Origin of the sequence: Candidatus Uabimicrobium helgolandensis, from assembly GCF_041508025.1 — a bacterium.
In the GTDB taxonomy this organism is placed as follows: Bacteria; Planctomycetota; Uabimicrobiia; order Uabimicrobiales; family Uabimicrobiaceae; genus Uabimicrobium; species Uabimicrobium helgolandensis.
Genome location: NZ_CP165719.1, coordinates 3,297,264 through 3,320,746 on the forward strand (window position 1 = coordinate 3,297,264; position 23,483 = coordinate 3,320,746).

The 23,483-nt window shown below is 37.0% G+C and carries 21 protein-coding genes; 7 read left to right on the plus strand and 14 right to left on the minus strand.

The features are described from left to right. The first annotated feature begins 2 nt into the window (after nucleotides 1-2). From UABHE_RS12050 to UABHE_RS12070, 5 genes are all read left to right on the plus strand, one after another. Nucleotides 3-752 (plus strand): hypothetical protein, encoded by a 750-nt coding sequence (locus tag UABHE_RS12050; RefSeq protein ID WP_372370544.1) that lies wholly within the window; start codon nucleotides 3-5, stop codon nucleotides 750-752. Then, nucleotides 749-1,183, plus strand: coding sequence for an NIF family HAD-type phosphatase (locus UABHE_RS12055; protein WP_372370546.1), 435 nt, complete (start codon nucleotides 749-751; stop codon nucleotides 1,181-1,183). The genes UABHE_RS12050 and UABHE_RS12055 overlap by 4 nt, the downstream gene beginning before the upstream one ends. A gap of 19 nt (nucleotides 1,184-1,202) precedes the next feature. Beyond that, entirely contained in the window at nucleotides 1,203-1,868 is a 666-nt protein-coding gene (locus tag UABHE_RS12060; RefSeq protein WP_372370548.1) for a hypothetical protein, read from the plus strand. Nucleotides 1,869-2,190: 322 nt separating this feature from the next. Beyond that, a complete protein-coding gene (locus UABHE_RS12065; RefSeq protein WP_372370549.1) occupies nucleotides 2,191-2,724 on the plus strand; it encodes a hypothetical protein in 534 nt (177 codons plus the stop codon). Nucleotides 2,725-2,874: 150 nt separating this feature from the next. Beyond that, entirely contained in the window at nucleotides 2,875-3,555 is a 681-nt protein-coding gene (locus tag UABHE_RS12070; protein ID WP_372370550.1) for a lipopolysaccharide kinase InaA family protein, read from the plus strand. 10 nt (nucleotides 3,556-3,565) lie between these two features. Here the strand turns inward: UABHE_RS12070 and UABHE_RS12075 are convergent, their stop codons facing one another. The 14 genes from UABHE_RS12075 to hspQ form a co-directional block, all read right to left on the minus strand. Then, nucleotides 3,566-4,033, minus strand: a complete 468-nt coding sequence (locus UABHE_RS12075) for a dual specificity protein phosphatase family protein (RefSeq protein WP_372370551.1) — start codon at nucleotides 4,031-4,033, stop codon at nucleotides 3,566-3,568. Nucleotides 4,034-4,036: 3 nt separating this feature from the next. Continuing rightward, nucleotides 4,037-4,723 (minus strand): ATP-binding cassette domain-containing protein, encoded by a 687-nt coding sequence (locus UABHE_RS12080; protein WP_372370553.1) that lies wholly within the window; start codon nucleotides 4,721-4,723, stop codon nucleotides 4,037-4,039. A gap of 8 nt (nucleotides 4,724-4,731) precedes the next feature. Then, nucleotides 4,732-6,237: a serine/threonine-protein kinase gene (locus UABHE_RS12085; protein WP_372370555.1), complete on the minus strand. Its 1,506-nt coding sequence runs from the start codon at nucleotides 6,235-6,237 to the stop codon at nucleotides 4,732-4,734. A 121-nt stretch (nucleotides 6,238-6,358) separates the two neighbouring features. Beyond that, nucleotides 6,359-6,754: a hypothetical protein gene (locus UABHE_RS12090; protein WP_372370557.1), complete on the minus strand. Its 396-nt coding sequence runs from the start codon at nucleotides 6,752-6,754 to the stop codon at nucleotides 6,359-6,361. Between the two features lie 305 nt (nucleotides 6,755-7,059). Beyond that, nucleotides 7,060-8,457 carry a sigma 54-interacting transcriptional regulator gene (locus tag UABHE_RS12095; protein ID WP_372370559.1) on the minus strand — a complete coding sequence of 466 codons (1,398 nt, stop codon included), beginning with the start codon at nucleotides 8,455-8,457 and terminating at the stop codon, nucleotides 7,060-7,062. A gap of 143 nt (nucleotides 8,458-8,600) precedes the next feature. Continuing rightward, nucleotides 8,601-9,272 (minus strand): hypothetical protein, encoded by a 672-nt coding sequence (locus tag UABHE_RS12100; protein ID WP_372370560.1) that lies wholly within the window; start codon nucleotides 9,270-9,272, stop codon nucleotides 8,601-8,603. Continuing rightward, nucleotides 9,272-10,759, minus strand: coding sequence for a tripartite tricarboxylate transporter permease (locus UABHE_RS12105; RefSeq protein WP_372370561.1), 1,488 nt, complete (start codon nucleotides 10,757-10,759; stop codon nucleotides 9,272-9,274). Before UABHE_RS12105 ends, UABHE_RS12100 begins: the two co-directional genes overlap by 1 nt. A gap of 3 nt (nucleotides 10,760-10,762) precedes the next feature. Continuing rightward, complete coding sequence (locus UABHE_RS12110; protein ID WP_372370562.1) at nucleotides 10,763-11,206, minus strand: tripartite tricarboxylate transporter TctB family protein; 444 nt, start codon at nucleotides 11,204-11,206, stop codon at nucleotides 10,763-10,765. A 1,498-nt stretch (nucleotides 11,207-12,704) separates the two neighbouring features. Beyond that, on the minus strand, nucleotides 12,705-13,676 hold the full coding sequence (locus UABHE_RS12115; protein ID WP_372370563.1) for a tripartite tricarboxylate transporter substrate binding protein: 972 nt from the start codon (nucleotides 13,674-13,676) through the stop codon (nucleotides 12,705-12,707). Nucleotides 13,677-13,718: 42 nt separating this feature from the next. After that, entirely contained in the window at nucleotides 13,719-14,429 is a 711-nt protein-coding gene (locus tag UABHE_RS12120; protein WP_372370564.1) for a GDSL-type esterase/lipase family protein, read from the minus strand. A 29-nt stretch (nucleotides 14,430-14,458) separates the two neighbouring features. Next, on the minus strand, nucleotides 14,459-15,145 hold the full coding sequence (locus UABHE_RS12125; protein WP_372370565.1) for a sulfotransferase family 2 domain-containing protein: 687 nt from the start codon (nucleotides 15,143-15,145) through the stop codon (nucleotides 14,459-14,461). Beyond that, complete coding sequence (locus UABHE_RS12130; RefSeq protein ID WP_372370566.1) at nucleotides 15,135-16,652, minus strand: hypothetical protein; 1,518 nt, start codon at nucleotides 16,650-16,652, stop codon at nucleotides 15,135-15,137. The genes UABHE_RS12125 and UABHE_RS12130 overlap by 11 nt, the downstream gene beginning before the upstream one ends. A 158-nt stretch (nucleotides 16,653-16,810) precedes the next feature. Further along, nucleotides 16,811-18,859, minus strand: a complete 2,049-nt coding sequence (locus UABHE_RS12135; RefSeq protein ID WP_372370567.1) for a S9 family peptidase — start codon at nucleotides 18,857-18,859, stop codon at nucleotides 16,811-16,813. A gap of 43 nt (nucleotides 18,860-18,902) precedes the next feature. Further along, nucleotides 18,903-20,072: a heat shock protein HspQ gene (hspQ, locus tag UABHE_RS12140; RefSeq protein WP_372370568.1), complete on the minus strand. Its 1,170-nt coding sequence runs from the start codon at nucleotides 20,070-20,072 to the stop codon at nucleotides 18,903-18,905. Between the two features lie 73 nt (nucleotides 20,073-20,145). Between hspQ and UABHE_RS12145 the strand changes: the two genes are divergently transcribed. Both UABHE_RS12145 and UABHE_RS12150 read left to right on the plus strand, forming a co-directional pair. After that, the gene (locus UABHE_RS12145; protein WP_372370569.1) at nucleotides 20,146-20,820 is read left to right on the plus strand and encodes a DUF3800 domain-containing protein; all 675 of its coding nucleotides are present in this window, start codon (nucleotides 20,146-20,148) and stop codon (nucleotides 20,818-20,820) included. Between the two features lie 68 nt (nucleotides 20,821-20,888). After that, the gene (locus UABHE_RS12150; protein ID WP_372370570.1) at nucleotides 20,889-22,583 is read left to right on the plus strand and encodes a CoA-transferase; all 1,695 of its coding nucleotides are present in this window, start codon (nucleotides 20,889-20,891) and stop codon (nucleotides 22,581-22,583) included. Nucleotides 22,584-23,483: the final 900 nt, after the last annotated feature.

Genomic DNA, 23,483 nt, shown 5'->3' on the forward strand with positions numbered 1-23,483 from the left:
AAATGTATAACTTCATCCACTGCGAACAACAACTTAAGCAATTTTGCCAGCAAATATTGCCACCTTTGGAAAAAGACGAAGTAATAGTCTTATTTCTCAAAGCGAGAAAAAAATATGCCTCTGAACTTTCGAGTGACAAACTATTACAGCGTAGAGTTATCAAAAACTACAAGTTATTCATGCCTAAATTAAAGCAATTTAACTGCCAAATAGGTAGTTACCAAGATAATGACGAAAAAAATATACCGCAAAATGCCTGCGTTATATACTGTACAGTAAACCCTTGTAGTACATTAACTGCCACAAAGAACTTAATATCACTGTATAGTGAATATCTCTTCAACTTGGTCAAAAAACCCGACCAGTGGAGCAACATTTTACGTATATACAGTACCACTGCTAACAAAATACAAAGCTCTCGCGCACGCAAATATTATATAGATATCGATTTTGATGTTGTAGATAAAACACTTGGCAAAAAATACGTGCAACGTTTTTTAGATGTAATAAGTGAAGTTCATCATCATATTATAGAAACGCGCGGTGGATACCATATTTTGTTACTAAGGAGTTCCCTAACTCCAGAGATCGGACGTAAAATGCACCAAAAAACCCACATTTTAGATAGCGAAGGAAAAAAAGAATTGGGAGATAAATTCGAGGTGATCATCAATCCTGAAACAACCATTCCCGTTCCTGGCACTAAACAAGGGGGATTTGCTGTTCGTATTATTGATAGTTTAGATAAATGAAAAAAAGAATTGCTTTTGATCTCGATGAAACATTAGGCACAGCGATTAGTGATGGTTACAATATTGTTGGTTTTAATATCCGCCAAGGATGTTTAGAACTCCTCAATTTTATATCATCGCAACATGAGCTCGTATTGTGGACAGTGAGTAATCGCAGTTATTTAAACAAAGTTCTTAATTACCACAATCTAGCTAATTATTTTAGCGAGACATATGCTTGGGAAGATGTAAAAGAAAAATGGAAAGACGTACGCAGATTTCACTTAGATCTACTGATAGACGACAGCAACTATCATAAACAACAAGCCAAACAATATGCCATAGAACATCGTTATATTATTATTCCTGAATATGGTAGTCCACAAGATAATAGTGACTCGTTATTGTGGACAAAATTAGTGCGACAAGCTATCAAACACATCTCAAAATAAAGACACAACGAGGAAAGTAATGGAAAATTCAGAATCGCAGGCATTTTTATGGTACCAAATAGGCAAATATTTAGACGAAGCGAAAGCGCAAAACGCCATTATTGATAACGAAAAAAAATGCTTTACCAAAACAAATGAATTGGGAGAAATAGTATATCGCTTATCTCCTCCTGTACTATATAACATTCGCGATGAACATAGTATCGAAGAGTATCGTCGCAATATTCAAGTAAATGAAGAACTAACCTTCGCTGTTTTTTTAATCCAAGCAGGCGCTGCATCTTTAGGCGTTTGGGTAGATGGCGAATGCATTCATCACAAAGTGATCACTGCGTATATGGTGCGAAAAAAACAAGGAAAAAGCCAACTGACACATCTAAACCAAAAAGGCAAGTCGCGACAAGGCTCGCGCATTCGTTTAAACAATAGCATACGTTTCTTCGAAAATATAAATGTAAAACTAGAAGAATGGTTAGATGACATAGAGAACTGTGATCATTTATTTTTTAGCTGCACACCTCGTTTGTGGGGAGAGCTATTTCGCAGTAAAGTTTCTTGCCCTATTGATAAAGAAGATATAAGGTGGCGTAGAATCCCTATGGATATTAAAGTTCCTAATTTTAAAGAACTACAACGCGTCGCACGTCGAATTATGCACGGTCGTGTTACTTGTAAATCTAGTTAGAATCTGTCATCAATTTAAACATTATACTAAAAATTCGCGACTGTGACCCTAGTCTTAATCATGGTTGTAGCCATAATCATAAACGAACAACTGCGATTTCTTTTTCAAGAAATACTAAAAATATTCGGTGACAGTCACAGCCAGGGCCACGACTACCGCTACGATTACGATAGTTATTAATATCTAATTGATAACGCTCCCTTCATCATCCGAAATTCAAAAGAACTTTATTTTTATATAAAATTTCGCTATTATATGACAAATTAAAAAGTTATAGGAAATATTTGTCAACTATTCTTGTGTTTTTTTAGATGGGAATGATATGTATTCAATTGCATTATCTCTTTCTGACAACCTTATGAACGTCATGAGTTTATCTGGTTCTATTGTCGCAGCAATACTTAGTATGTTTATCTTTTTTCGCACATCTAACAAAGAGCGACCACGCGTTCTTATTCGCCAAACTTCGAAAGTAGTACCTGCACAGGATGTTTGGAAAACTGGAGATGTTTTTCGTAATTATTTTGAAACATCGTTTATTATTGCCAATCAAAGTTCTTTACCAAACGCACTCTTAGGCGTTAAATCTTTTTTTCATATTGATGGAAAATGGGTAGAAGATGATATCATGACATCAGAAAAAACATCTCTACCGCAAAACATTCAACCACTATGCACTATTCCTTTTGAAATAAGCGCTGTAAAGTGGATAAAGGGAGAGCCTGGCAAAGATAATGCTGAACGCGCACAAGCTCATCCATCATTACCAGATACCGTAAAAATCAAATTACAATTTGAAATGCTTTCTGGTAAACCTGTAGATATTATGATGGAATATAAGCGCAAAAAAGATTAATTTGCGTTCGTTAGCAGAACTTCCCTGTAGAAATCTACAGGGAAGCATGATCTAAATTCAACTCAAGGAGATACGAGGTTTAAACAGGGTATTGTATATCTAGGTCTATGCCTTATTGCAAAATATCCCTTATAAATGCCTCGTTACAGCATGGCAGACCTACCAAATAATTATAAAAAATTTCAAAATAGTAAAATAAAAGCTGTAATGCATAAAGATCTTCTATCTCAAAATAATTGGTTAGAAGAAGTAGAACAGTTATTTAATAGTGGAATTTTTTTGAAAAAAGGAAATACCGCACAAGTTGTTAAAGCACAAAACAACAACCATAATATTCTTATCAAAAAATACAAATACAAAAATACCTTACACTCACTACGGCAAGCGCCGCGAAAAAAACGCGCAGAGAGATGTTGGTCTGCTGGTTTAAAATTACAAGAAATAGGTATTTGTACACCTACCCCTCTTGGTTATATCAGTAAGTACCGTTATGGTTTGTTTGCGGGAGCGTATTTACTTACCGAATTTGTAGAGAATGAGTATTTACATAAATATTTTGAAAATAGCACCAGAACAAAAGAACAATTGCAACAAACAGCAAAACTAGTGACTGATATATTTACCATTCTTGAACAAAATTATATTGTTCATGGAGACTTAAAATGCTCAAATATTTTAATCCACAACCATAAACCAGTGATTATTGATCTAGATTCCATTAAGTTATACAACAAATTAAGTTACCAACGCCGAAAGACAAAAGACCGCAATCGCTTTCACCGCGAACTACAAAAATTTCCTCACCTTCAAATTTTTTTCGCAGTATCGTAGCTAAGCTATATTAACACAATGATTTACTTTTATGGTAAAGTTCGTATTCGACTAAGAAATCTTCTTGTTCTAATGTTTGAATATAACCTCTGTTGCGAATACGAATGTAATCAAGAGCTTCTATAGCAGTTTTTCCTTTCGAAATCAAGCAACAAGCCAATACCGTTCCTGTTCTTCCAAGACCGGCCTTACAGTGGAGTAGTGCTATTTCACCTTCAGCAATAGCATTTAAAATTCTCTGACATAAAAAAAAAGTTTCTTCGAGTTTAGGTGTCGACATATCGCGTATTGGAAAATGCTCTTCTCGGAATCCATACTCGTCAGGAGAAGGTGAAACTCTCCTTTCAGTTAAATTCACGATAAAAGAAATACCTAAATTCTTATAATAATTGTAATCATCCATAATGTCGTGTGTAAGCCCTGGCCTACCAGCACCAGCTAGTTTTTTTTCCAAAATCCAACAAAATCCAATTGGCATGTTCTAACTCCCGTATATCAAATATTGTTTAGTTCTTGCATGCTGAGGATGAGAAAAAAAGTCATTTTTCATTCCACTTTCAATAAGTTCACCATAAACGAATAACATCACATAATCTGCTACTTTACGACTAAAGAGTAGATTGTGTGATGCTATTATAATTGTTTTTTCATTCTTAAACTCTAATATTTTGCTAATAAGCCACTCGCGTTCGTTTGATTCCAAGTAACGCTCTGGTTCGTCGAGTATTACATAAGAATACTTGTTAGCAAATGCAATAGATAGATAAGCGATTTTTGCCGTAGCTACTGGTAATTCACAAAGAGGTACACTTAAGGAGTTTATTAAATTTGTCGCTAGCGTTGGAAAAGAAGAGTACATTGAATTTAAAAATGTTACGGCGGTAGTACTTGGATAATGCTCATTCAAAAGTAATTGTAAAGATTTTTGTGTTTGAAATTCTTTGTTTTGTGGGCAAAAAAATGGGGTAAGTTTTGGAAAATTTAAATCACCTGTGTACCATAAGTTATCTTTGTTGGGTGCACCAACAAGAATTTTGAGAATTGTTGTTTTCCCGCTCGCTCCTGGCCCCATAATTACCGTTGTTTTATCCAAGGGAATCTTAAATGATATTTTTTCCAATACTTTTTTTTCAGCGTAGCCAATACTCACATTTTCTGCTAAAACCATTCTCTTTCCTATACAGGTATTTTGTTTTCTATGTTTTTATAAATCCCAAAAATATTGGTGTGGCACAAAGACATTTTACTGATATTACTAAAAACATCTGCGTAAATAAAAGCAACAGATTGCGAATTACTCCATAATAGTGCTTGGTAATAATTGTCATTAAATGTTTCATGCATAAAAATATCTTTACTGAAAATAGCTTCTAAACTTTTGCCTAATTCATGCGCATTTTGTAATATTTTACGAATGCATTTTACTTCACTATCGCCTTCTAAAATTTGATAAATAGAAGGACTCTCCATATTAAATGCAATTAAAATACCTGTAGTTGATGGCTTTAGTAATGTAGATTTAACGTCTTGGTAAAAATCTAATATATAGCTAGAGAATTCTTGCGAGCTTACACCATTTTGTTGTTCGGTTTTTATTTTTAAAGTAGAATTTTTCGCTTCTGAAGATATTTCTATTTTTTCCGATTCAGTTCCTTCTTTTTTAGCGTTTTTTGGTTTTTCTTTCATCGAAAGAATAATACGCGATGTGATAGTTCCTTTGATAATACGCGATGTTGTTGATGAATCAATTTCTGATTGTTTTGAGGACATTAACCAGGTTTTTAATCGTTCCGTTGTTGTTTTTTTCTTTTCGGGGTTATAAGCATAGATAGATAATATTTTTGTCTCTTTTGCTATAATAAGAGGTTTATTCTGAAGTAGTGCTTCAACATCAATAATAATATCTTCATATCTTTGATAACGGTCTTCAGGTAACTTTGCAAGCATCTTGCCAAGAATACGGCTTGTGGCCATTTTCAAATGAGTAGCGTATTCTTGCGGAGGAATTACAGGTTCGCTTTTATGTTTGAGTAGTACATCAACAAAATGTTTGCCTGCAAAAACTTTGCGGTTTGTCAATAAATGATAGATAGTTGCACCCAAAGAATATATATCTGAACGGAAATCAATATCATTATGTGTTGCTTGCTCTGGGCTCATGTACTCAGGCGTTCCGAGAACAGTCCCTTCTGAAGTAATGCCGTTGCCATCGGCAATTATTTTTGATAAACCAAAGTCTGTAAGCTTTACATGACCATTAATGTTAAAAAGTAGGTTTGCTGGCTTTATATCTCGATGGATAATATTTTTATTCGCAGCAACTAACAACGCAGAACAAACAGGTAAAACAATTTCTCTCCACACTTCTGCTTCAGGTAATGCACCATCTTTGAGTATCTGCTGCATATCCTGTCCTTCAACATATTCCATTGCAATATAAAAAAAATCATTCTCTTCACCAATATTATAAATGTTTACAATATGCGGGTGTTGTAAAGCAGCGGCAATTTTAGCTTCGCGTTTAAATCTCTGGATAAAATCAATTTGCATTGTTTTATATATAATCTTTAGCGCTACTAAACGCTCTAGATCATTTTGTTTCGCAAGATAAACCTCACCCATTCCTCCACGACCAAGAAGTCGAATGATATTGTAATTATGGATAATTTTTTCTTCCAACATACTTAAAACCTTTACTCTTAAGTTATAATTTTTGTTATGTTTTTTTGTAGTTGTGCTGGAATATAAGAGATATTTTTAAAATTGAGTCTTAAATAGGGCGCACGTTAACACGCCCTAGTATTTAAAGTGTTTCGCTTGAAACTATCGCTCTCGCTCTCGACATAACCATTCCAATATTTGCATCCACACGACATACTATAACGATTGCAACACGCGCATTTGATTTTAAACGACCAAAGTAGTGAAGTAAGTTAGCAGAGGTAATTAACATTTCTTGAAAGTAACGCTCATCACTTTCTACTCCTCGCATTTTTTTAAATGTATTTTCTATAGCTGTAACATTATCCCCTTCGAAAAGATCTTTAGTTGCTGCAGCTACAAGATCTAAAACTTCGGAAGGATGACTATCAACAGTTTTTACATTAAGTAACATACCCATATCAAGATCAATGACACCAGCAGCTAGCGCCTTTGGTACATCAGTCATACATTTTGTAATAATTGATTCGACACTCATGTTAATTCCTTTCATTTGATATTAAGATGTGCGGTTGTTTTAAAAGAAAATAACCGCACACACTAATAAAATAATTTTCAATTTGTTTTCTCATCTGTATACAAGAAATATGCCAATGATAAATTATGTCTCTAAATGAAAAGAAAATGTTGCCTTGCAATAAAGCCATCCTAAGTAAGATAGTTACTTGATTAAAAATATTATTTTTTTAAAAAAAATCAAAAAGCAAATACGATATGTTTTTTTTCTCTTATTCCACACGGATTAAACTATATTTTTTTTGTATAAAGTGCGCTTTCCGCACATTATGAATTTTGACTACATTCTTTTTTTACTTGTTTCCAAGTGTAACCAATCGCCTTCAGTCTTCGGCGAAAAGCTTCACGAGAAAGAGAAAAAGATTGGGCAATATCGTCCATCGAAAATCGATTATTTTTTACCGTAAAAATAGCTATTCTTTTACAAATGATATTTAACGTATATTGATCAATCGCTATGTCTAACGGTACTAAATCGGTGTGAATGTTTTTTGTTAATGTCAAATAGTCAGGTATTCTTTTTAAAGAACACTGTCGCAAACAATTACTCAACTGCCTTATGTTGCCAGGCCAATGATACAAAAGCATCAGTTGCTTTATTTCAGGTGTGATATTTCTAGCTCGGTGCATAGAAAGCTTATTACAGAAATATTCAATTAGAAGAGGAATATCTTGTTTTCGTTTTATTAAGGAAGGAATATTGATGCGTATCGTGTCCAATCTTTCTGCAAGTTCTGGCATAAAATTGTTTTTATCTATTTTTTTTATGTCGCGACTGCTTGCTGAAATAATACGTACATCTACTTTAATGTTTCTACTACCACATACGCGCCGAAAAGTAGCACCTTCAGCGACTCGCAATAATGCCGCTTGCATCGGTAAAGAAAGCTCTGAAACTTCATCTAAAAACAAAAAGCCTCCGTGAGCCAACTCAAAAAGTCCTAAACGACCTTTTGTTGGGGCACCAGAAATACCAGAATTTGGTGCAATTCCAAAAAATTCTGTTTCGCACAATGTTTCAACTAATGCTCCGCAGTTAATTTCTATAAATGGCTGATTACACCGCGTACTATACTTGTGTATATTACTAGCAAGAATAGATTTACCTGTACCAGTTTGTCCATGTATATAAATCAAATCTTGGACATCTGTGTACTCTATTACTTGATCAACATAGTTTAGCATTTGCATCACTACGTCGCTTTCACCAATAATATTAGAATAAGGATACTTTAAAAAAGAACGCTTGCTATTTATTTGTTGTTTTGGTGTCGAAGACAGATTAGTTACAAAAGTAAAAATACTATTATAGGTATTTTTAAATTTTTTGGGAAATTCTAAATCGTCTGTTTGGCATACAAGCAAAGTACTATCGAAAAAAATCCAATACCAATTTTCTTTTCTTTGCCAAGTACAGTCAAAGTGGATATATTCATGAATTGGTACAAGCTCTTTTGCACTATACTTATACCAATTTTCGTTTTTAACAATATGCTGATTACCGTTGTAGGTAATACCCAATAAAATAGTATTTTGCGATGCGTTCGTGTGATACATTCCTAAAAATGCACATTCAAACTCTTTTGCAAGTGATTCGATAACTGTAGAGTAGATTGCGTTACTGTATTTTGTAGATTGCTGAAAAATCGATGGGGAATCATTCATACTACGTCCTCCGTATAATACAAAAACCTTTTATAAAGGTTATACGGTAAAAAAAATTAAACCGGCAAACTTTTGTTTAAAAAAATTAAATTTTTTAAACAAAATATTTTTTGCGATTCGTATCCAGCAATTATCCATTTCTATTATTTTATCACTACACCTGTACCAGCATAGTAACTCCATCTATCTTGTTCTTTTGTGAAAATATACTGAAACCATCCATTGTTTTTATCTACAGCTAGCATCGCGAGATTTTTTTTATTGTTAAACACAAGACTATCCAAATCGATAAGGAAGTAACTACTAGTACTATTTTGTAGCTTATACCAATCGCCTTGGACAAAAATATAAAGCTCTTTCTTTCTAATGATCAGACTTTTAGTAGCGTAAGCTCTTCTCTTAAAACTATGTTCCACAATAGAATGTACGAAACTCTTTTCTTGCGACGAAAGAATAGAGGGATAGCCTTTTATTTCTCCGTGAAAGTCCTCAGGTGAATATCCCTTTATATACAATCTTTTTGTTAGAGCTACAGGCATCTCATTTTTAGACAATTCGGGATATTTTTGTTGTAAATTCTTGGGCAGATCGCGATATATTTGCGGAAAACAACCAAGAACTTGCAAAATACCAGAGATTTGTCTTTTTGATAGATTACTATTTAATTTGGAAATTAGTATACTTTTGCAGCACTCACTTTGTTCGATGCAAATTTTCGGTATTTTCTCGGCTCTTTTCGGTAAAAAATGTTCTAATTTATACTCAGAGCAGCATCCATAGATAAGGAACCACGAACAGAAAACAACCGTTCGCATCAATTGTTTCCTTTACGCAAACGCAAAATAGGAGTTACAACAACCGCTATTGTCAGTAAAAAAATAGTCAATGTAATCGGACGTTCCCATAAAAAGCTTACAGATCCTTCGTTGGCGAGAAGCGCGCGATACAAATTGTCTTCTATTGGTTTTCCTAATATAAAACCCAAAAGCATAGGAGCAATAGGGAAATCAAGTAGTCGTAGAATGAGCGCAAATAAGGCGATAAATACCATAATATATAAATCGATATTGTTAAAAGAAACTAAGTACACACCAATGAGTGAGAAAAATAAAATTAAGGGAATCAGAATAGGACGCGGAACGGTAAGTAGCTTAGCGATATAGGGAATTAAAGGCAGATTCATAATCAGTAGCACCATGTTACCAATATACATAGATATAATTACTGACCAAAATACTTGCGGATGATCAACAAATAAGCGAGGTCCTGGCTGTACGCCGTAAGAAATGAGAGCACCAAGCATAATTGCCGTCGTTCCCGACCCTGGAATCCCCAATGTTAAGAGAGGGACAAATGATCCAGAGCAAGCAGCATTATTTGCTGATTCTGGAGCGGCTAAACCACGTAAACTACCTTTACCAAATTTTTCCTTCTCTTCATCACTTGCTAAATTGCGCTCGACACCATACGATAAAAACGAAGCAATCGTAGCACCTGCTCCAGGTAATATTCCAACAAAAAAACCCAAAAGAGAAGAGCGGCCAATAGTAGGAGCCACTTCCTTAAATTCCTCCTTAGTGATTTTCAAATCGCAAACAGTGGTCGAGGAGTCATTTGTTTCTTTTACAGGAATGAGAATGTTATGTAGCGCCTCCGCTAGAGCAAAAGAAGCCATTGCCAGTAGAAGAAAACTAATTCCATCAAGTAAGTCAATACTGCCAAAAGTATAGCGCTCAACGCCTGTCGAAAGGTCTGTTCCTACAGTAGATAACATTAAACCAAAAATAGTCATCATTGCCGCTTTCAAATAATTTCCTTTACCTGAAAATGCCGCAATTGTTGTGAGGCCTAACACCATTAACATGAAGTAATCACTAGATTGAAAACTCAGTGAAACCTTTGCCAGAATAGGAGCAAAAAGTAACAACAGAAAAGTAGCCACTGTTCCGCCAATAAAAGACGCATATGCCGCAAGTGCAAGCGCTTTTCCCGCATAACCAGATTTAGCCAAAGGATAGCCATCGAAAGAAGAGGCCACTGTTCCCGCAACACCTGGTGCATTAATAAGTATAGAAGATGTCGAACCTCCAAAAATAGCCCCATAGTAGACACCTGCCATTAATATCATTCCCGTTGCAGGATCTAATCCATAGGTGATGGGAATCATCAGCGCAATAGCTGAAATGGGCCCCAACCCTGGTAATAACCCAATAAAAGTCCCAGCAAAACATCCCAAAAATACCGCCAGTAAATTAATAGGCGAAAATGCCGTACTAATCCCAATAATAATTCCATCCCACATAATTTATCCCATCCACCAACTTCCAGGAGAAAGATATATATCAAGCATTTGTGTTAATAGTAACCAAAAAACACAAGTCAACGAAAACGAAGTATAAAACATATGCCGCCACTTTTTTTCCCCCATAATAACAAAGGCGGTATTGAGAAATAAAATAGTGGCGATAATAAAGCCAAGACGCGGCAATAAAAACGCGTATAGTAACATCGCAACGCTAACAGAAAAAACCGCCGTCCATTTTAATTTCAACAAAAACGAAATAGACTTCTTGGATGGCGATGGCATGATCAGTAAAAAAGATATAACAGTTCCACAGATACCCAAGATATATGGAAAAGTGCGCGCGCTAAAAACGCTGTTCTCTGAAACATTGATATCTTTAGCAAAAAATAAGTAAGCGATACTAAAAATAGCAAAGATAACACCACCAGCTTGTTGTTGGTTCATGAGTTTTCCTTATTAAACAGTAGTCAACTTATAAGATACACGTATATAAAGCGCGGTGTAGGGGCGGTCTCGTGCCGCCCGGCCTTCGCAAACAATCGTAAAAACTTATCGAAAGTCATATTGACAAGCGCAAAAAATCGCAAACATTATGCATCATAATTTTACAAAAATAAAAACCACCACTCTAAATCTGGCGATTCATCAACTTATAAGATACACGTATATAAAGCGCGGTGTAGGGGCGGTCTCGTGCCGCCCGGCCTTCGCAAACAATTGTAAAAACTTATCGAAAATCGTATTGACAAGCGCAAAAAATCGCAAACGTTATTCATTTGTATTTGCAAAAATAAAAACCACCACTCTAAATCTGGCGATTCATCAACTTATAAGATACACGTATATAAAGCGTGGTATAGGGGCGGTCTCGTGCCGCCCGGCCTTCGCAAACAATTGTAAAAACTTATCGAAAATCGTATTGACAAGCGCAAAAAATCGCAAACGTTATTCATTTGTATTTGCAAAATAAAAACCACCACTCTAAATTTAACGATTCATCAACTTATAATATACACGTATATGAAGCGCGGTGTAGGGGCGGTCTCGTGCCGCCCGGCCTTCGCAAACAATTGTAAAAACTTATCGAAAATCGTATTGACAAGCGCAAAAAATCGCAAACGTTATTCATTTGTATTTGCAAAATAAAAACCACCACTCTAAATTTAACGATTCATCAACTTATAATATACACGTATATAAAGCGCGGTGTAGGGGCGGTCTCGTGCCGCCCGGCCTTCGCAAACAATTGTAAAAACTTATCGAAAATCGTATTGACAAGCGCAAAAAATCGCAAACGTTATTCATTTGTATTTGCAAAATAAAAACCACCACTCTAAATCTGGCGATTCATCAACTTATAAGATACACGTATATAAAGCGCGGTGTAGGGGCGGTCTCGTGCCGCCCGGCCTTCGCAAACAATTGTAAAAACTTATCGAAAATCGTATTGACAAGCGCAAAAAATCGCAAACGTTATTCATTTGTATTTGCAAAAATAAAAACCACCACTCTAAATCTGGCGATTCATCAACTTATAAGATACACGTATATAAAGCGCGGTGTAGGGGCGGTCTCGTGCCGCCCGGCCTTCGCAAACAATTGTAAAAACTTATCGAAAATCGTATTGACAAGCGCAAAAAATCGCAAACATTATGCATCATAATTTTACAAAAATAAAAACCACCACTCTAAATCTGGCGATTCATCAACTTATAAGATACACGTATATGAAGCGCGGTGTAGGGGCGGTCTCGTGCCGCCCGGCCTTCGCAAACAATTGTAAAAACTTATCAAAAATCGTATTGACAAGCGCAAAAAATCGCAAACGTTATTCATTTGTATTTGCAATACGGGCGGCACAAGACCGCCCCTACATCGCACTGTTATAAAGAAAATTCTAACTCTTTAAATTACCAAAACTAACACCTAACAGTAATACCCCCTACTTAACAAAACCCAATTTCAGCATCAAACCGGCAAGTTTTTCTTCTTGGTCTTGCAAAAAAGTCGTAAAATCATTATTAGCGTGGTAGATTTCCGTCCATCCGTTTTTCACACAAGTGTCTTTCCACGAAGTCTCACCGTGCATTTTTCTAAACAACTCATCGTACAACTCACCGTGCCTCGCGACCAACCCAGGCGGCGCAAAAAAACCACGCCAGTTGGCAAAAACTACGTCATAGCCCAATTCGCGAAACGTCGGAACCTTGGGAATCGCTTCTATTCTTTTCGGAGCTGTCACTACCACAATGTGTAATTTACCAGCCTTCGCAAGCTCCATAGCTTCGCCCAAACCAGTGGATAAAAACTGGGTTTCGCCTGAAAGAAGACCAGCAAGCGCTTTCCCACCAGCGTCGTAAGGAATATACACTAAGTCTTTGAGATTTATACCGCATGCTTCACAGATCATCGCCGCCACAAGATGGTCCATTCCACCTTTGACAGAGCCACCGGCAATAGTGATCGCAAAACGTTTCTTTTTGTACGCCGTTACTACTTGTTCCCAGTCCTTGTATTTACTCTCTGCTGTTACTGCTAAACACGAATAGTCACCTATAATACTCGCAACGGGCGTTAGGTCGCGAAATGATTGTGGGAAAACTTTTTGTAGGGAGCGGATGACGATGGGAGTTGAGTTTACCATGAGTGTTTGTTGTTGGTGCTTTGCGGTTTCGATTAGATGAGCGATGGCTTTGCCGCCTCCGCCGCCTGACATATTTTCGTAGGACACTTCTTCTACTAACTTGGTTTTGCGCAAAACCTCCCCTACTGATCTTGCGGTTGCGTCCCAACCACCTCCTACTCCTCCGGGGACGAGAAAATGTATTTGGGTGATTTTATTGGTGGTGTTTTGCGGTGATTTGCGTATGGAGATTGAGAAACATAGTACTACAAGTATTGCCAAGAACGGCATGGCAAAATAGTCATAGGTTTTCATATAAAGCTCTTTCGTTAGTTATTTCTCCCACACTTTTGTAATTTGTGGTTTAATAATAGATGTCCATAACTTGTAGCCTTTTTGATTGATATGAATGCGGTCCCAGGTAAAGAGGTCGGTGTTTACGCTACCTGTGTCATTTAACATCACCGATGTAATATCAATAAAAGACACTTGTGGATGCTTTTCTGCAAATGTTTTGATTTTTTGGTTTGTTTCATTGAATTTATCACGCCACATCGAGCGCAGTACTGGTGGCTTTATCGATACATAGAAAATTTTTGCTTGTTGTAGTTCGGCGTGGATTATTTTCACTAGTGTTTCAAATTCTTGGAGTACTTCGTTAGGAGAAAATGAATCGGCGATATCATTTTCTCCGCAGTAAACCACCACTATTTTTGGTTTATAAGGCAAGATGATACGCGTAGCATAGTAAGTTAGATGATGCATATAAGAACCACCGAAACCGCGATTTATTACTGGAAGTGGGTGCATGTCCTCTTTAAGAGTATTCCAGTAATTAAAGCTCGAACTCCCTACAAAAACAATTTTTTGTAACGGTGGTGGTGAAAGTTTATCTTGTTTTTCGAAAGCAGTGATCGAGGATTCCCAAAAAGAGGCTCTTCTCATTAAAGATTTTGCCATAATGTAACCTCCTACTGCGATAATGATTGTGATGATAATGCTCCACAGTACTCTTTTTTTCCATTTAGATTTTTTTTCGGTCATTATTTTCTCCTGTGCTTACCATCTATCTTTCAATAGTGGTAATCAAATAAGCGAATGTCATCCTCGTATAGTAATTGTACAATTTTAATATTGCCATCATTTTTGTAATAACTACGATAGTCTTTACAACGAGGTGAAGCGTTCATATGCGGTAAAGGGTTTGTTATTTTTAGATGATCACACAGCTTCTTATAGTCCTGCTGTATATTCTCAAATTTACCGATAAAATCTACTTTTATATTGCCGTTTTTATCGCAAACCCAATGTGTTTGAGGGAGAAAATGTACCATATCACGGGGATGACTTTGTACGAAGAGTAAAAAATCGCTAAATGAATGCAGATGACGTCCATTGGCTTGCAACCAAATTTGATCCAATCCTCCCCAACCACCTTTGCGCAGAAAATTGTAAGTTGAAACCATACGATCCCAAGGATTGCGAACAAAGGCAAATGTGTAGAATTTGTCTAAATCGAGTTGCTTCGCTACTTGCCGATAACTAAAATGATTAGTATCTTTACCAAAAACAGCTGTAGCGAGACTTTTTCCGGCTGCTTTTGGTATATGAAAAAACACTATTTTTTTTTGTTCGAATTCTACAGGTAAAATAACTTTACCTCTTCTTTTTATTACATGCCCTAATTTACGTCTTATCCGCCAATAATACAAAAGAACCATTGCTTGGTATCTCTGGATGTATTCATTATTAACGAACATTTCTTAAACGCACTGCAAAGATTTTATTACTTGCTGTTGTTTTACCAAAATTTTGTTTTAGGGCGTGAATGCCGCCGTATATATAACCGATGGTTATTGAGTCTTGTGCTTTTTTCTGCAAAATTTCTAGATCTAATACTTCGTGGCAAGATCCATAAAGAGCTTGTTTTCCTTCTTTGCTCAACACAAATTTTGAATTGGTGCCAAAAAATCCTTTTTGACCGAATGTTTGTGCCCTGTTGTTTTTTTCAATCACTGTTTCTTTACACTGCCAAGAACTTGGTGACTTGCTACCACTTATCGTCTCGATAGAAATATTGTTCACATACGGAAGCATGCGATCGCGTACAGTTTCTCGAGCAACTTCATCGTAGGCAAAGGCACTGATTCCACCAAAGAGCACTGTTCTCATTTTTCGTTTTACTGGATCAAAAATAAGCATATGTGCACAAGTGTATAAACTCATCGTTTGCTCAAAACCCATATCAATCATAGCATTACAACCAGAGAATTGCTTTTGTGGTGAAAAGAAAATAGGATTTTGATGCATAGTAAAGAGTGGAAAAAGAAATTTAAAACCACCACCGTACAATACAAAACCATGTGTGCCGTCTGGAAAAACAGCCTCGGTGACATTGAGATCACGACGACGCAAGTGACTTTCGCCATCTCCGCCTTCTGCAATGTAACTATCAAGAGATTTGCCATGCGCTTTTATTGTGCGCAAAATTTGAGACCGAAGAACTTTGTTTAAGTCATGAGTGTAACGTTTGGGATTCGCGAGCGTGGTAACGGTTTTACTTTCTCGGATATGTAAACTCTCTTCGCCAATAGCTTGGTAAGAAGTGATCTTTTTTTGCTCAACATCTACTTCAAAGCGACGAATTTGCAATGTGTAGTGCTGCTTTTCATCTTCCATATATTTACCTGAGAACTTTTGCCCTGCGACAAGAAAAAACTCTCCATCAATATACTTTAATTCTCCGCCAGTAACACATAAGCGTTCATCAAATAATTGCCATAAATGCTTTTCTACAGGCTCATTATTTTTTATCGCGGTAATGGTTTTTGGAACATCAATCCAGGTCATAACGCCCATTGTATCATGGCGATTTTTCCGATTTATTCCGTAACCACCGACAATACACAAAGTATTATCGTCAATTTTATAGTACTGTGGATTGGCGACATTGAGGGTGGCAGCTAGATTTTTGGGAATAGCCTGCGACCAGACTTCACCTGTTTGCGGAGAGATTACCCACATACGTTCATTGAAATTTTTTTGTGGAAATTGGCCTGTGGCAAAGATTTGTTTACCATCACCGTGAGTTCCATCACTTAGCCCACCGATAATCAGCCAGTTGTTATCGTGCTCTGCAAGAGAAAAAGATTGCAGTGCTGGAATTTGCGATGCGAAATTAAGTTCTTCAACCTCTATGGAAAAAGGAAGAGAATTTTCGCATAACATGCTAATGATGAATATAAAAACAAGAATTATTTTTTGCACTTTTTTCTCCTGGGTAAATCGTATAGTTATTAAATTAAAATTGAATTTAGAGCTAGGAGACGAAACTTCTATATTGACTTAAGAAAACTCAAATGTCATTAAAAGTATTGTTTCTTTCTCTCCTTGTCATTCCTGCTTTCGCAGGAATCTACAAGCTATTATTCTTTAATATCTAACAAATGAAACATAAATGAGTATTCTAAGGCTGTCAATTTATGGCGCTTGAAACGTCCAGAAGCCCCACCATGCCCGGAATCCATATCTGTCTTTAACAACAACAAATTGTCATCGGTCTTAAACTCGCGCAATTTTGCTACCCATTTGGCTGGTTCCCAGTACTGGACTTGTGAGTCATGCAAACCGGTAGTGACAAGCAAATTGGGATAATCTTTTGCTATGACATTGTCGTAAGGAGAATATGAGAGCATATAGTCATAGTATTCTTTGACATTGGCATTTCCCCATTCGTCGTACTCTCCAGTTGTCAGTGGAATCGAATCGTCTAACATTGTCGTGACAACGTCAACAAAAGGTACAGCTGCAATCACACCGCGAAACAAATCACTTGACATATTAATCACTGCACCCATCAAAAGCCCACCAGCACTCCCACCTTCGGCAAATAGTAGATCTTTTTTGGTGTAACCTTCAGAAATAACATGTTTTGCGCAGCTAATAAAATCGGTGAACGTGTTTTTCTTTTTAAATAGCTTACCATCTTCATACCACTGTCGACCCATTTCTTGCCCACCGCGAATATGAGCAATCGCAAAAACAAAACCGCGGTCAAGGAGACTCAGACGTGCAGAGCTAAAGCTCGGATCAATGCTGTATCCGTAGGAACCGTAAGCATAGAGTAGAAAAGGATTACCATCGCTATTTTTTTTATCTTTGCGATACACCAATGAAATGGGAACTTTTACACCATCTTCAGCGATAGCTTCTATTCTCTCACTTTGGTAGTTCTCTATTTTAAAATCACCTAGTACTGGTTGCTGCTTGAGAAGTTTCTTTTCTTTGCTTTCCATATTGTAATCAAAAGTACTATTTGGCGTAGTCAAAGAACTATAACCATAGCGCAACTGCGAAGTATCAAACTCTCTATTAATGGAAATATAAGCTGTGTATGCTGGTTCGCCAAAATCCAAATAATGTTCACTTTGATCAGACCACTTAATAATACGTAACTGCGGCAGGCCACCTTTTCTTTCTTCCACGACCAAGTAATCTTTGAAAATTTCAATAGACTCTAACAAGGTATCTTGGCGATGAGCTATAACATCTTTCCAGTTTTCACTCGTGGTGTTGTTCACAGATGTTTCTACCAATTTAAAGTTTTTTGCTTTGCCGTCGTTCGTGACAATGTAGAATTTATCACCATAATGATCAACGGAGTATTCCAAGTCGCGCTTTCGCGGTTCGATAATGCGAAAATCTTGCTCGCAGTTATCTGCTTCAACAAATCTGTATTCAGTAGACACAGTACTAAACGAGCCTATCATTATGTATTTTTTAGATTTTGTCTTATACACAAAAGTGATAAAAGTATTGTCATCCTCAGTATAAATCAGTTGTTTTTCTTTGGTTTTAAGCGAGTAACGAATGATGCGATTAGGGCGCAAACTTTCAGGGTCTTTTTCGGCAAAGAAAAACACTTCATTGTTATTTGTCCACGCAACGCTACCAACGGTATTATCTATCTCACAATCAAAGATTTCACCGTTTAGCAAATTCTTTACATATAACTTGTATTGTCGGCGTCCGTTTGTGTCTACTCCGAAAGCTACTAATGTATTGTCACTACTAACATTGAGCCCTTTTACTTGGTAATAATTATGTCCTTCTGCCATTTCATTGACATTGAGAATTATTTGTTCTTCACCATCTAAACTGTGGTGTTTACGACAATAAACAGGGTACTCTTTACCTTCAAAAAACTTTACGTAATAGTAATATTCATTTGAGTAGTAAGGTACAGATTCGTCTTGTTGTTTGATGCGAGCAATAATTTCATCATATAATTTTTGCTGTAAGTCTTCCGTGTGCTTTAAATGAGTATCAGCGTAGGTGTTTTCTTTGGTCAAATATTCAATAACTTCAGGGTTTTCTCGATCATTAAGCCAGTAGTAATCATCAATTCGGGTATGATTGTGGATCGTCAATTCTTTTGGTATTTTTTTTGCTTTTGCAGTAATATTTTCTGACATGCAAACCTCTTGTATCTAGATGCGTTATTAGGGTGTCAAACACCTAATATTGATTGGGCCAATTATTGTTATTACGTAAATACTCACCATCTTTAAATTCACTGAAAAAATGGTAGACAAGTGGATGGATAATTTTTTGTTTCGACGTATCTGCAATTAAACTATTTTGTGCAACGTAAGTATTATGGCTAGAAGTATGAACTAAAACATGGTACCACGGCTGGTTGCGTGGTGGTTGTGTTTGATTCGAGTAGTACCAATTATCATCGGCTTTGCAACTTAAATCGTAGTCAACCACAACTCCTCTGTACCCATATTTGGTATGTTTTATAACTTGTCCTATATAGAATATCGCCTCTGTAGGCATTTGAATTTCGTCCGGCTTTTCTGTTGTCTCTTTGCGAAGTTCTTCAAAGTCTTTTAAAAGTTGCAAAATACATTGTGCATTTTCAGGATCATTTTGGTAACTGCGAATTAGATTGCGAAGTGCTCTTGACAAAATGACATCAGTGTCAGAATATAAATCTTCTTCTGTTAGATTTGCAGAAAACAAATTACTTGTAAATAACAAATGTTTCTCGTCTATGAGCAGACCGCGATTATAACAATCAACAAGTACATTTCTCCCGCTGTAATCAATCTTAGCTAGAAAGTGTCCGGGAAAATTATAGCCCTCGATATAAAACCCCAAACGTTTACCTACTAGAATATAAATACTTACAAGACTAAGAGGAATCCCTTCTTTTTCGCGCATTACGTAAGCAAGATTACTGTTTAAAGGTGAGTGATAATCTTGGTGGTTACCTTTGATACCATCTTTTCCAAATAGAAACTGCGCTAGAGTTATTTCGTTTTTCTCTTGATGCGTCATTAGATATTCTTCTGTTACTTGGTCAAGTAAATATTTGACCGTAAAAGGATACAAACGTCCATTTTGAAAAGTAGCAAGCCATTCCCATCCTTGTTCTAATCTAGCAGCATCATCGTAAATATCAAATAATTTTGGCCAAGTGAATCGCAACCATTGACGATTGTGCTCTTGGAATATAGTATGTAATATTTCTCGTTGTTTTGCATTAGGCCGCAAAGATTGCCGTGCTAACTCCAATTCTAAACTAGGACCGAAGCGGAGTAATTCCTGCAATACCGCTTGAGAAACTTCAGGATTCTCATCCTCAAGAAGTTGCATTAGATATTTTAATTGAGAAGCCATCTTTCCACCATATTGAATAAATACAAGCGTGGCCTCATAAACTGACCACTTGACTGCTAGTAAGAGACAAACAATGAATATATTTTTATACTTAGATGCTTCGGGACAATCCACGGATACACGTTTGTGGGGAGTCCTTACTGTTCTAGGACAGTGCAATAATAGTACAATGGAGTCTATTATAAAAAACTTTTCGCACAATTGCGAAAACTTTCATGAATTAAAAAGTAAATCACTTTCAACTGATAAGATGAAAGAAATTATAATAGATATTCAACAACAAACGCATGCGCATTTTTACTGCCAACGTTTCGCGAAAGAAAATTATCGCAAGAAACGCGAAGCATTTTTGATTAAATTAAAGTCTCTTCATTTTTCACAAGGACAAAACGCGGTAATTCAGTTTTACAGTCGTTTGAAAAAAACCAACCAAGTAAAATTTATGTGTCTGCTAGAAACAATCGAAAATGCCCTACAAAAACTATCCAAAAATGTAGATGTTGATGACATTCACATATTTATCGACGATGAAAATTTTCCTCCCGGAAAAGATCTTGTCTACACTATTAGTGATTATGTATACGCAACATGGAAACACCCTACAAAGAAAAACACCAAGAACAAAACAGTCTATACTCTTCCCGCATGCGATTCACAAAAAGTAGCAGGGATTCAAGCCATAGACTTGTTCTTGGGCTATGTTTGTTCCGCCTTCGACTACGGCAGCAATGTTTTTATTGATTTGTAAGTGCGATCGTTTATAATTTATTGTAAATAACAAGCGTATCTCTAGTGAAATAAGGCAAGGGCTCAAGGATGAATATTTTTTCAAAATTAAACATTTTATATCGCGTATTAAAATGGCGTTTTACTTGGAATAAACGCGACATCGACTACAAACAGGTTGTTGAAGGAAACGACAAGTTTATCAGTGCGCGGCAAGCAGTAAAGTTTATCAAAGATAACGATGTGTGCATGGTCGCCGGCTTAGCTGGAAATCAGCGAATTTCTGTGCTATCGTGGGCACTAGCTGAAAGATTCCAAAAAGAAAATCATCCGCAAAATCTTACCCTAATCACTCCTGGAGGACAAGGAGGAAGAGGTAGAGTTCCAGGGACTTTAGAGGAGTGGGCTCTAAAAGGTTTAGTTTCTACCCTGGTTTCTGCTCACCACGAAACTTACCGTGCTTTTTTAGAATTGGCAGATGAAAACGGTGTTGAACTGCAATGCATACCTCAAGGTCTTATTGCCGTTCTTGTCGAAGCGCAAAGTAAAGGCGAAAAATATTTATCTAGCGAAACCGGTATTGGAACTTTTTGTGACCCAAGAGTGTCTGGATCATGTGTTGTAGACCCTACAGGAAAAAACGCTCAATTAATCGAAGTAGACGGCGACAAACTCAAATACCACCTTCCACAAATCGATGTCGCTCTCTTTAATGCCCCATCAGCTGATAAAGAGGGAAATATCTATGTGGAAAACAGCGCGACAATTTGCGAATCAAAATACGCCGCTCTCGCCGCGCACAAAAATGGTGGAAAAGTAATCGCCAACGTCGGTCAAATCATCGAAAAAAACGAAGACAACATTTACATTCCTGCAGATCTAGTTGATGCAGTTGTCGTAAATCCCATTACTGAACAAACAGGCGTTTATCCACACTTAAAATACAGTAAACACCTAACCGTCCACCCCGAGTCTGACTTAGATTATGGTATCGAAATGATTCGTTTAGTAAACAGAATTGCCGGTATTACTCCCAAACGCGGCAAAAAAGATTTTGTTCTAGCAAGGCTTGGAGCGAAAGTACTTACCGAAGCGATTAGTAAGGGAGCCTATATAAATATTGGTACCGGACTCCCCGAAGAAGTGTGCTACAATTTATATAAAAACAACTGCCTTGATGATATCCAATTTTTTACCGAAGCAGGAGCAATCGGTGGTATTCCTGCTCCCGGAGTTTTCTTCGGAGCCGCAGCCGCTCCCGAACAAATTATCTCTTCGCCTGAAATATTTCACCAAGCCTACTCTCAACTAGACGCCACTATTCTCGGTTTTTTGCAAGTAGACAGCAAAGGCGACGTCAATTCGTCGAGAAAACGCGCAGGTGCACAAGGATTCGTCGGCCCCGGCGGATTCATGGATTTCACCAGCGCCGCAAAAAACGTTGTATTCACCGGATCATGGATGAAGGGTGGCAAAATCAAGATAACCAAAGACAAAGTGACTATTGTCAAAAAAGGCACACCAAAATTTATCGAAAAAGTGCAAGAAATAACTTTTAACGGTGATGAAGGACTACGCAAGAATCAACAAGTATTTTTCGCAACCCACGTTGGTGTATTTGTTCTTGCTAAAGAAGGCATAACCCTAAAACAAGTGATGCCAGGAATTGACATTCAAAAAGACATACTCGACTTTTCGCCAATGAAAATATTGGTGGCCGATGATTGCACTGAAGTAGATCGATCGATTATTAGCGGCGAGCGTTTTAGTTTAGAGGTGAAGTAGCGTTTATATACACATAGATGAACTATCTAGAAGCGCGATGTAGAGCGGTCTTGTGCCGCCCGTAGCACAAGTGTAAACGAATAAATCATCCAAACATTACTATCCGTACAGAGTCAGACATAAAGATAAGTGTTTACAATTATTTGCGAAATCTTGGTGGCGAATGTTTATCGCGAAGTAGCGTTATATACAATTCCATACAGATGAACTCTCCAGAAGTGCGATGTAGGGGCGGTCTTGTGCCGCCCGTAGCACAAATAAAAACGAATAAATTATCCAAACATTACTGCCTGTACAGAGTCAGACATAAAGATAAGTGCTTACAATTATTTGCGAAGGCCGGGCGGCACAAGACCGCCCCTACATCGCGCTTCTAGAAAGTTCATCTTATGAGGACATTATGGAAAGTCTTTTTTACCAAGCATTACGCTAACATTATGAACGCCGCCTTAAATCGAATTTGGGTGTAAACGAATAAACTATCCAAACATTACTGCCCGTACGGAGTCAGACATAAAGATAAGTGTTTGCAATAGTTTGCAAAATCCTGGTGGCAAATGTTTATCGCGAAGTAGCGTTATAAACAATTCCATACAGATGAACTTTCCAGAAGTGCGATGTAGGGGCGATCTTGTGCCGCCCATAGCACAAATAAAAACGAATAAATTATCCAAACATTACTGCCTGTACAGAGTCAGACATAAAGATAAGTGTTTACAATAGTTTGCAAAATCCTGGTGGCAAATGTTTATCGCGAAGTAGCGTTATAAACAATTCCATACAGATGAACTTTCCAGAAGTGCGATGTAGGGACGGTCTTGTGCCGCCCGTAGCACAAATAAAAACGAATAAATTATCCAAACATTACTGCCTGCACAGAATAAGACATAAAGATAAGTG

Bases quoted from the DNA above. Each gene is read 5' to 3' on its own strand.
- UABHE_RS12115 (WP_372370563.1), bottom strand. From the start codon at position 13,676: ATGCCGTTCTTGGCAATACTTGTAGTACTATGTTTCTCAATCTCCATA.
- UABHE_RS12150 (WP_372370570.1), top strand. From the start codon at position 20,889: ATGAATATTTTTTCAAAATTAAACATTTTATATCGCGTATTAAAATGG.
- UABHE_RS12095 (WP_372370559.1), bottom strand. From the start codon at position 8,457: ATGAATGATTCCCCATCGATTTTTCAGCAATCTACAAAATACAGTAAC.
- UABHE_RS12050 (WP_372370544.1), top strand. From the start codon at position 3: ATGTATAACTTCATCCACTGCGAACAACAACTTAAGCAATTTTGCCAG.
- UABHE_RS12090 (WP_372370557.1), bottom strand. From the start codon at position 6,754: ATGAGTGTCGAATCAATTATTACAAAATGTATGACTGATGTACCAAAG.
- UABHE_RS12085 (WP_372370555.1), bottom strand. From the start codon at position 6,237: ATGTTGGAAGAAAAAATTATCCATAATTACAATATCATTCGACTTCTT.
- UABHE_RS12120 (WP_372370564.1), bottom strand. From the start codon at position 14,429: ATGACCGAAAAAAAATCTAAATGGAAAAAAAGAGTACTGTGGAGCATT.
- UABHE_RS12125 (WP_372370565.1), bottom strand. From the start codon at position 15,145: ATGTTCGTTAATAATGAATACATCCAGAGATACCAAGCAATGGTTCTT.
- UABHE_RS12080 (WP_372370553.1), bottom strand. From the start codon at position 4,723: ATGGTTTTAGCAGAAAATGTGAGTATTGGCTACGCTGAAAAAAAAGTA.
- UABHE_RS12060 (WP_372370548.1), top strand. From the start codon at position 1,203: ATGGAAAATTCAGAATCGCAGGCATTTTTATGGTACCAAATAGGCAAA.
- UABHE_RS12135 (WP_372370567.1), bottom strand. From the start codon at position 18,859: ATGTCAGAAAATATTACTGCAAAAGCAAAAAAAATACCAAAAGAATTG.
- hspQ (WP_372370568.1), bottom strand. From the start codon at position 20,072: ATGGCTTCTCAATTAAAATATCTAATGCAACTTCTTGAGGATGAGAAT.
- UABHE_RS12100 (WP_372370560.1), bottom strand. From the start codon at position 9,272: ATGCGAACGGTTGTTTTCTGTTCGTGGTTCCTTATCTATGGATGCTGC.
- UABHE_RS12105 (WP_372370561.1), bottom strand. From the start codon at position 10,759: ATGTGGGATGGAATTATTATTGGGATTAGTACGGCATTTTCGCCTATT.
- UABHE_RS12075 (WP_372370551.1), bottom strand. From the start codon at position 4,033: ATGCCAATTGGATTTTGTTGGATTTTGGAAAAAAAACTAGCTGGTGCT.
- UABHE_RS12070 (WP_372370550.1), top strand. From the start codon at position 2,875: ATGGCAGACCTACCAAATAATTATAAAAAATTTCAAAATAGTAAAATA.
- UABHE_RS12110 (WP_372370562.1), bottom strand. From the start codon at position 11,206: ATGAACCAACAACAAGCTGGTGGTGTTATCTTTGCTATTTTTAGTATC.
- UABHE_RS12145 (WP_372370569.1), top strand. From the start codon at position 20,146: ATGAATATATTTTTATACTTAGATGCTTCGGGACAATCCACGGATACA.
- UABHE_RS12055 (WP_372370546.1), top strand. From the start codon at position 749: ATGAAAAAAAGAATTGCTTTTGATCTCGATGAAACATTAGGCACAGCG.
- UABHE_RS12065 (WP_372370549.1), top strand. From the start codon at position 2,191: ATGTATTCAATTGCATTATCTCTTTCTGACAACCTTATGAACGTCATG.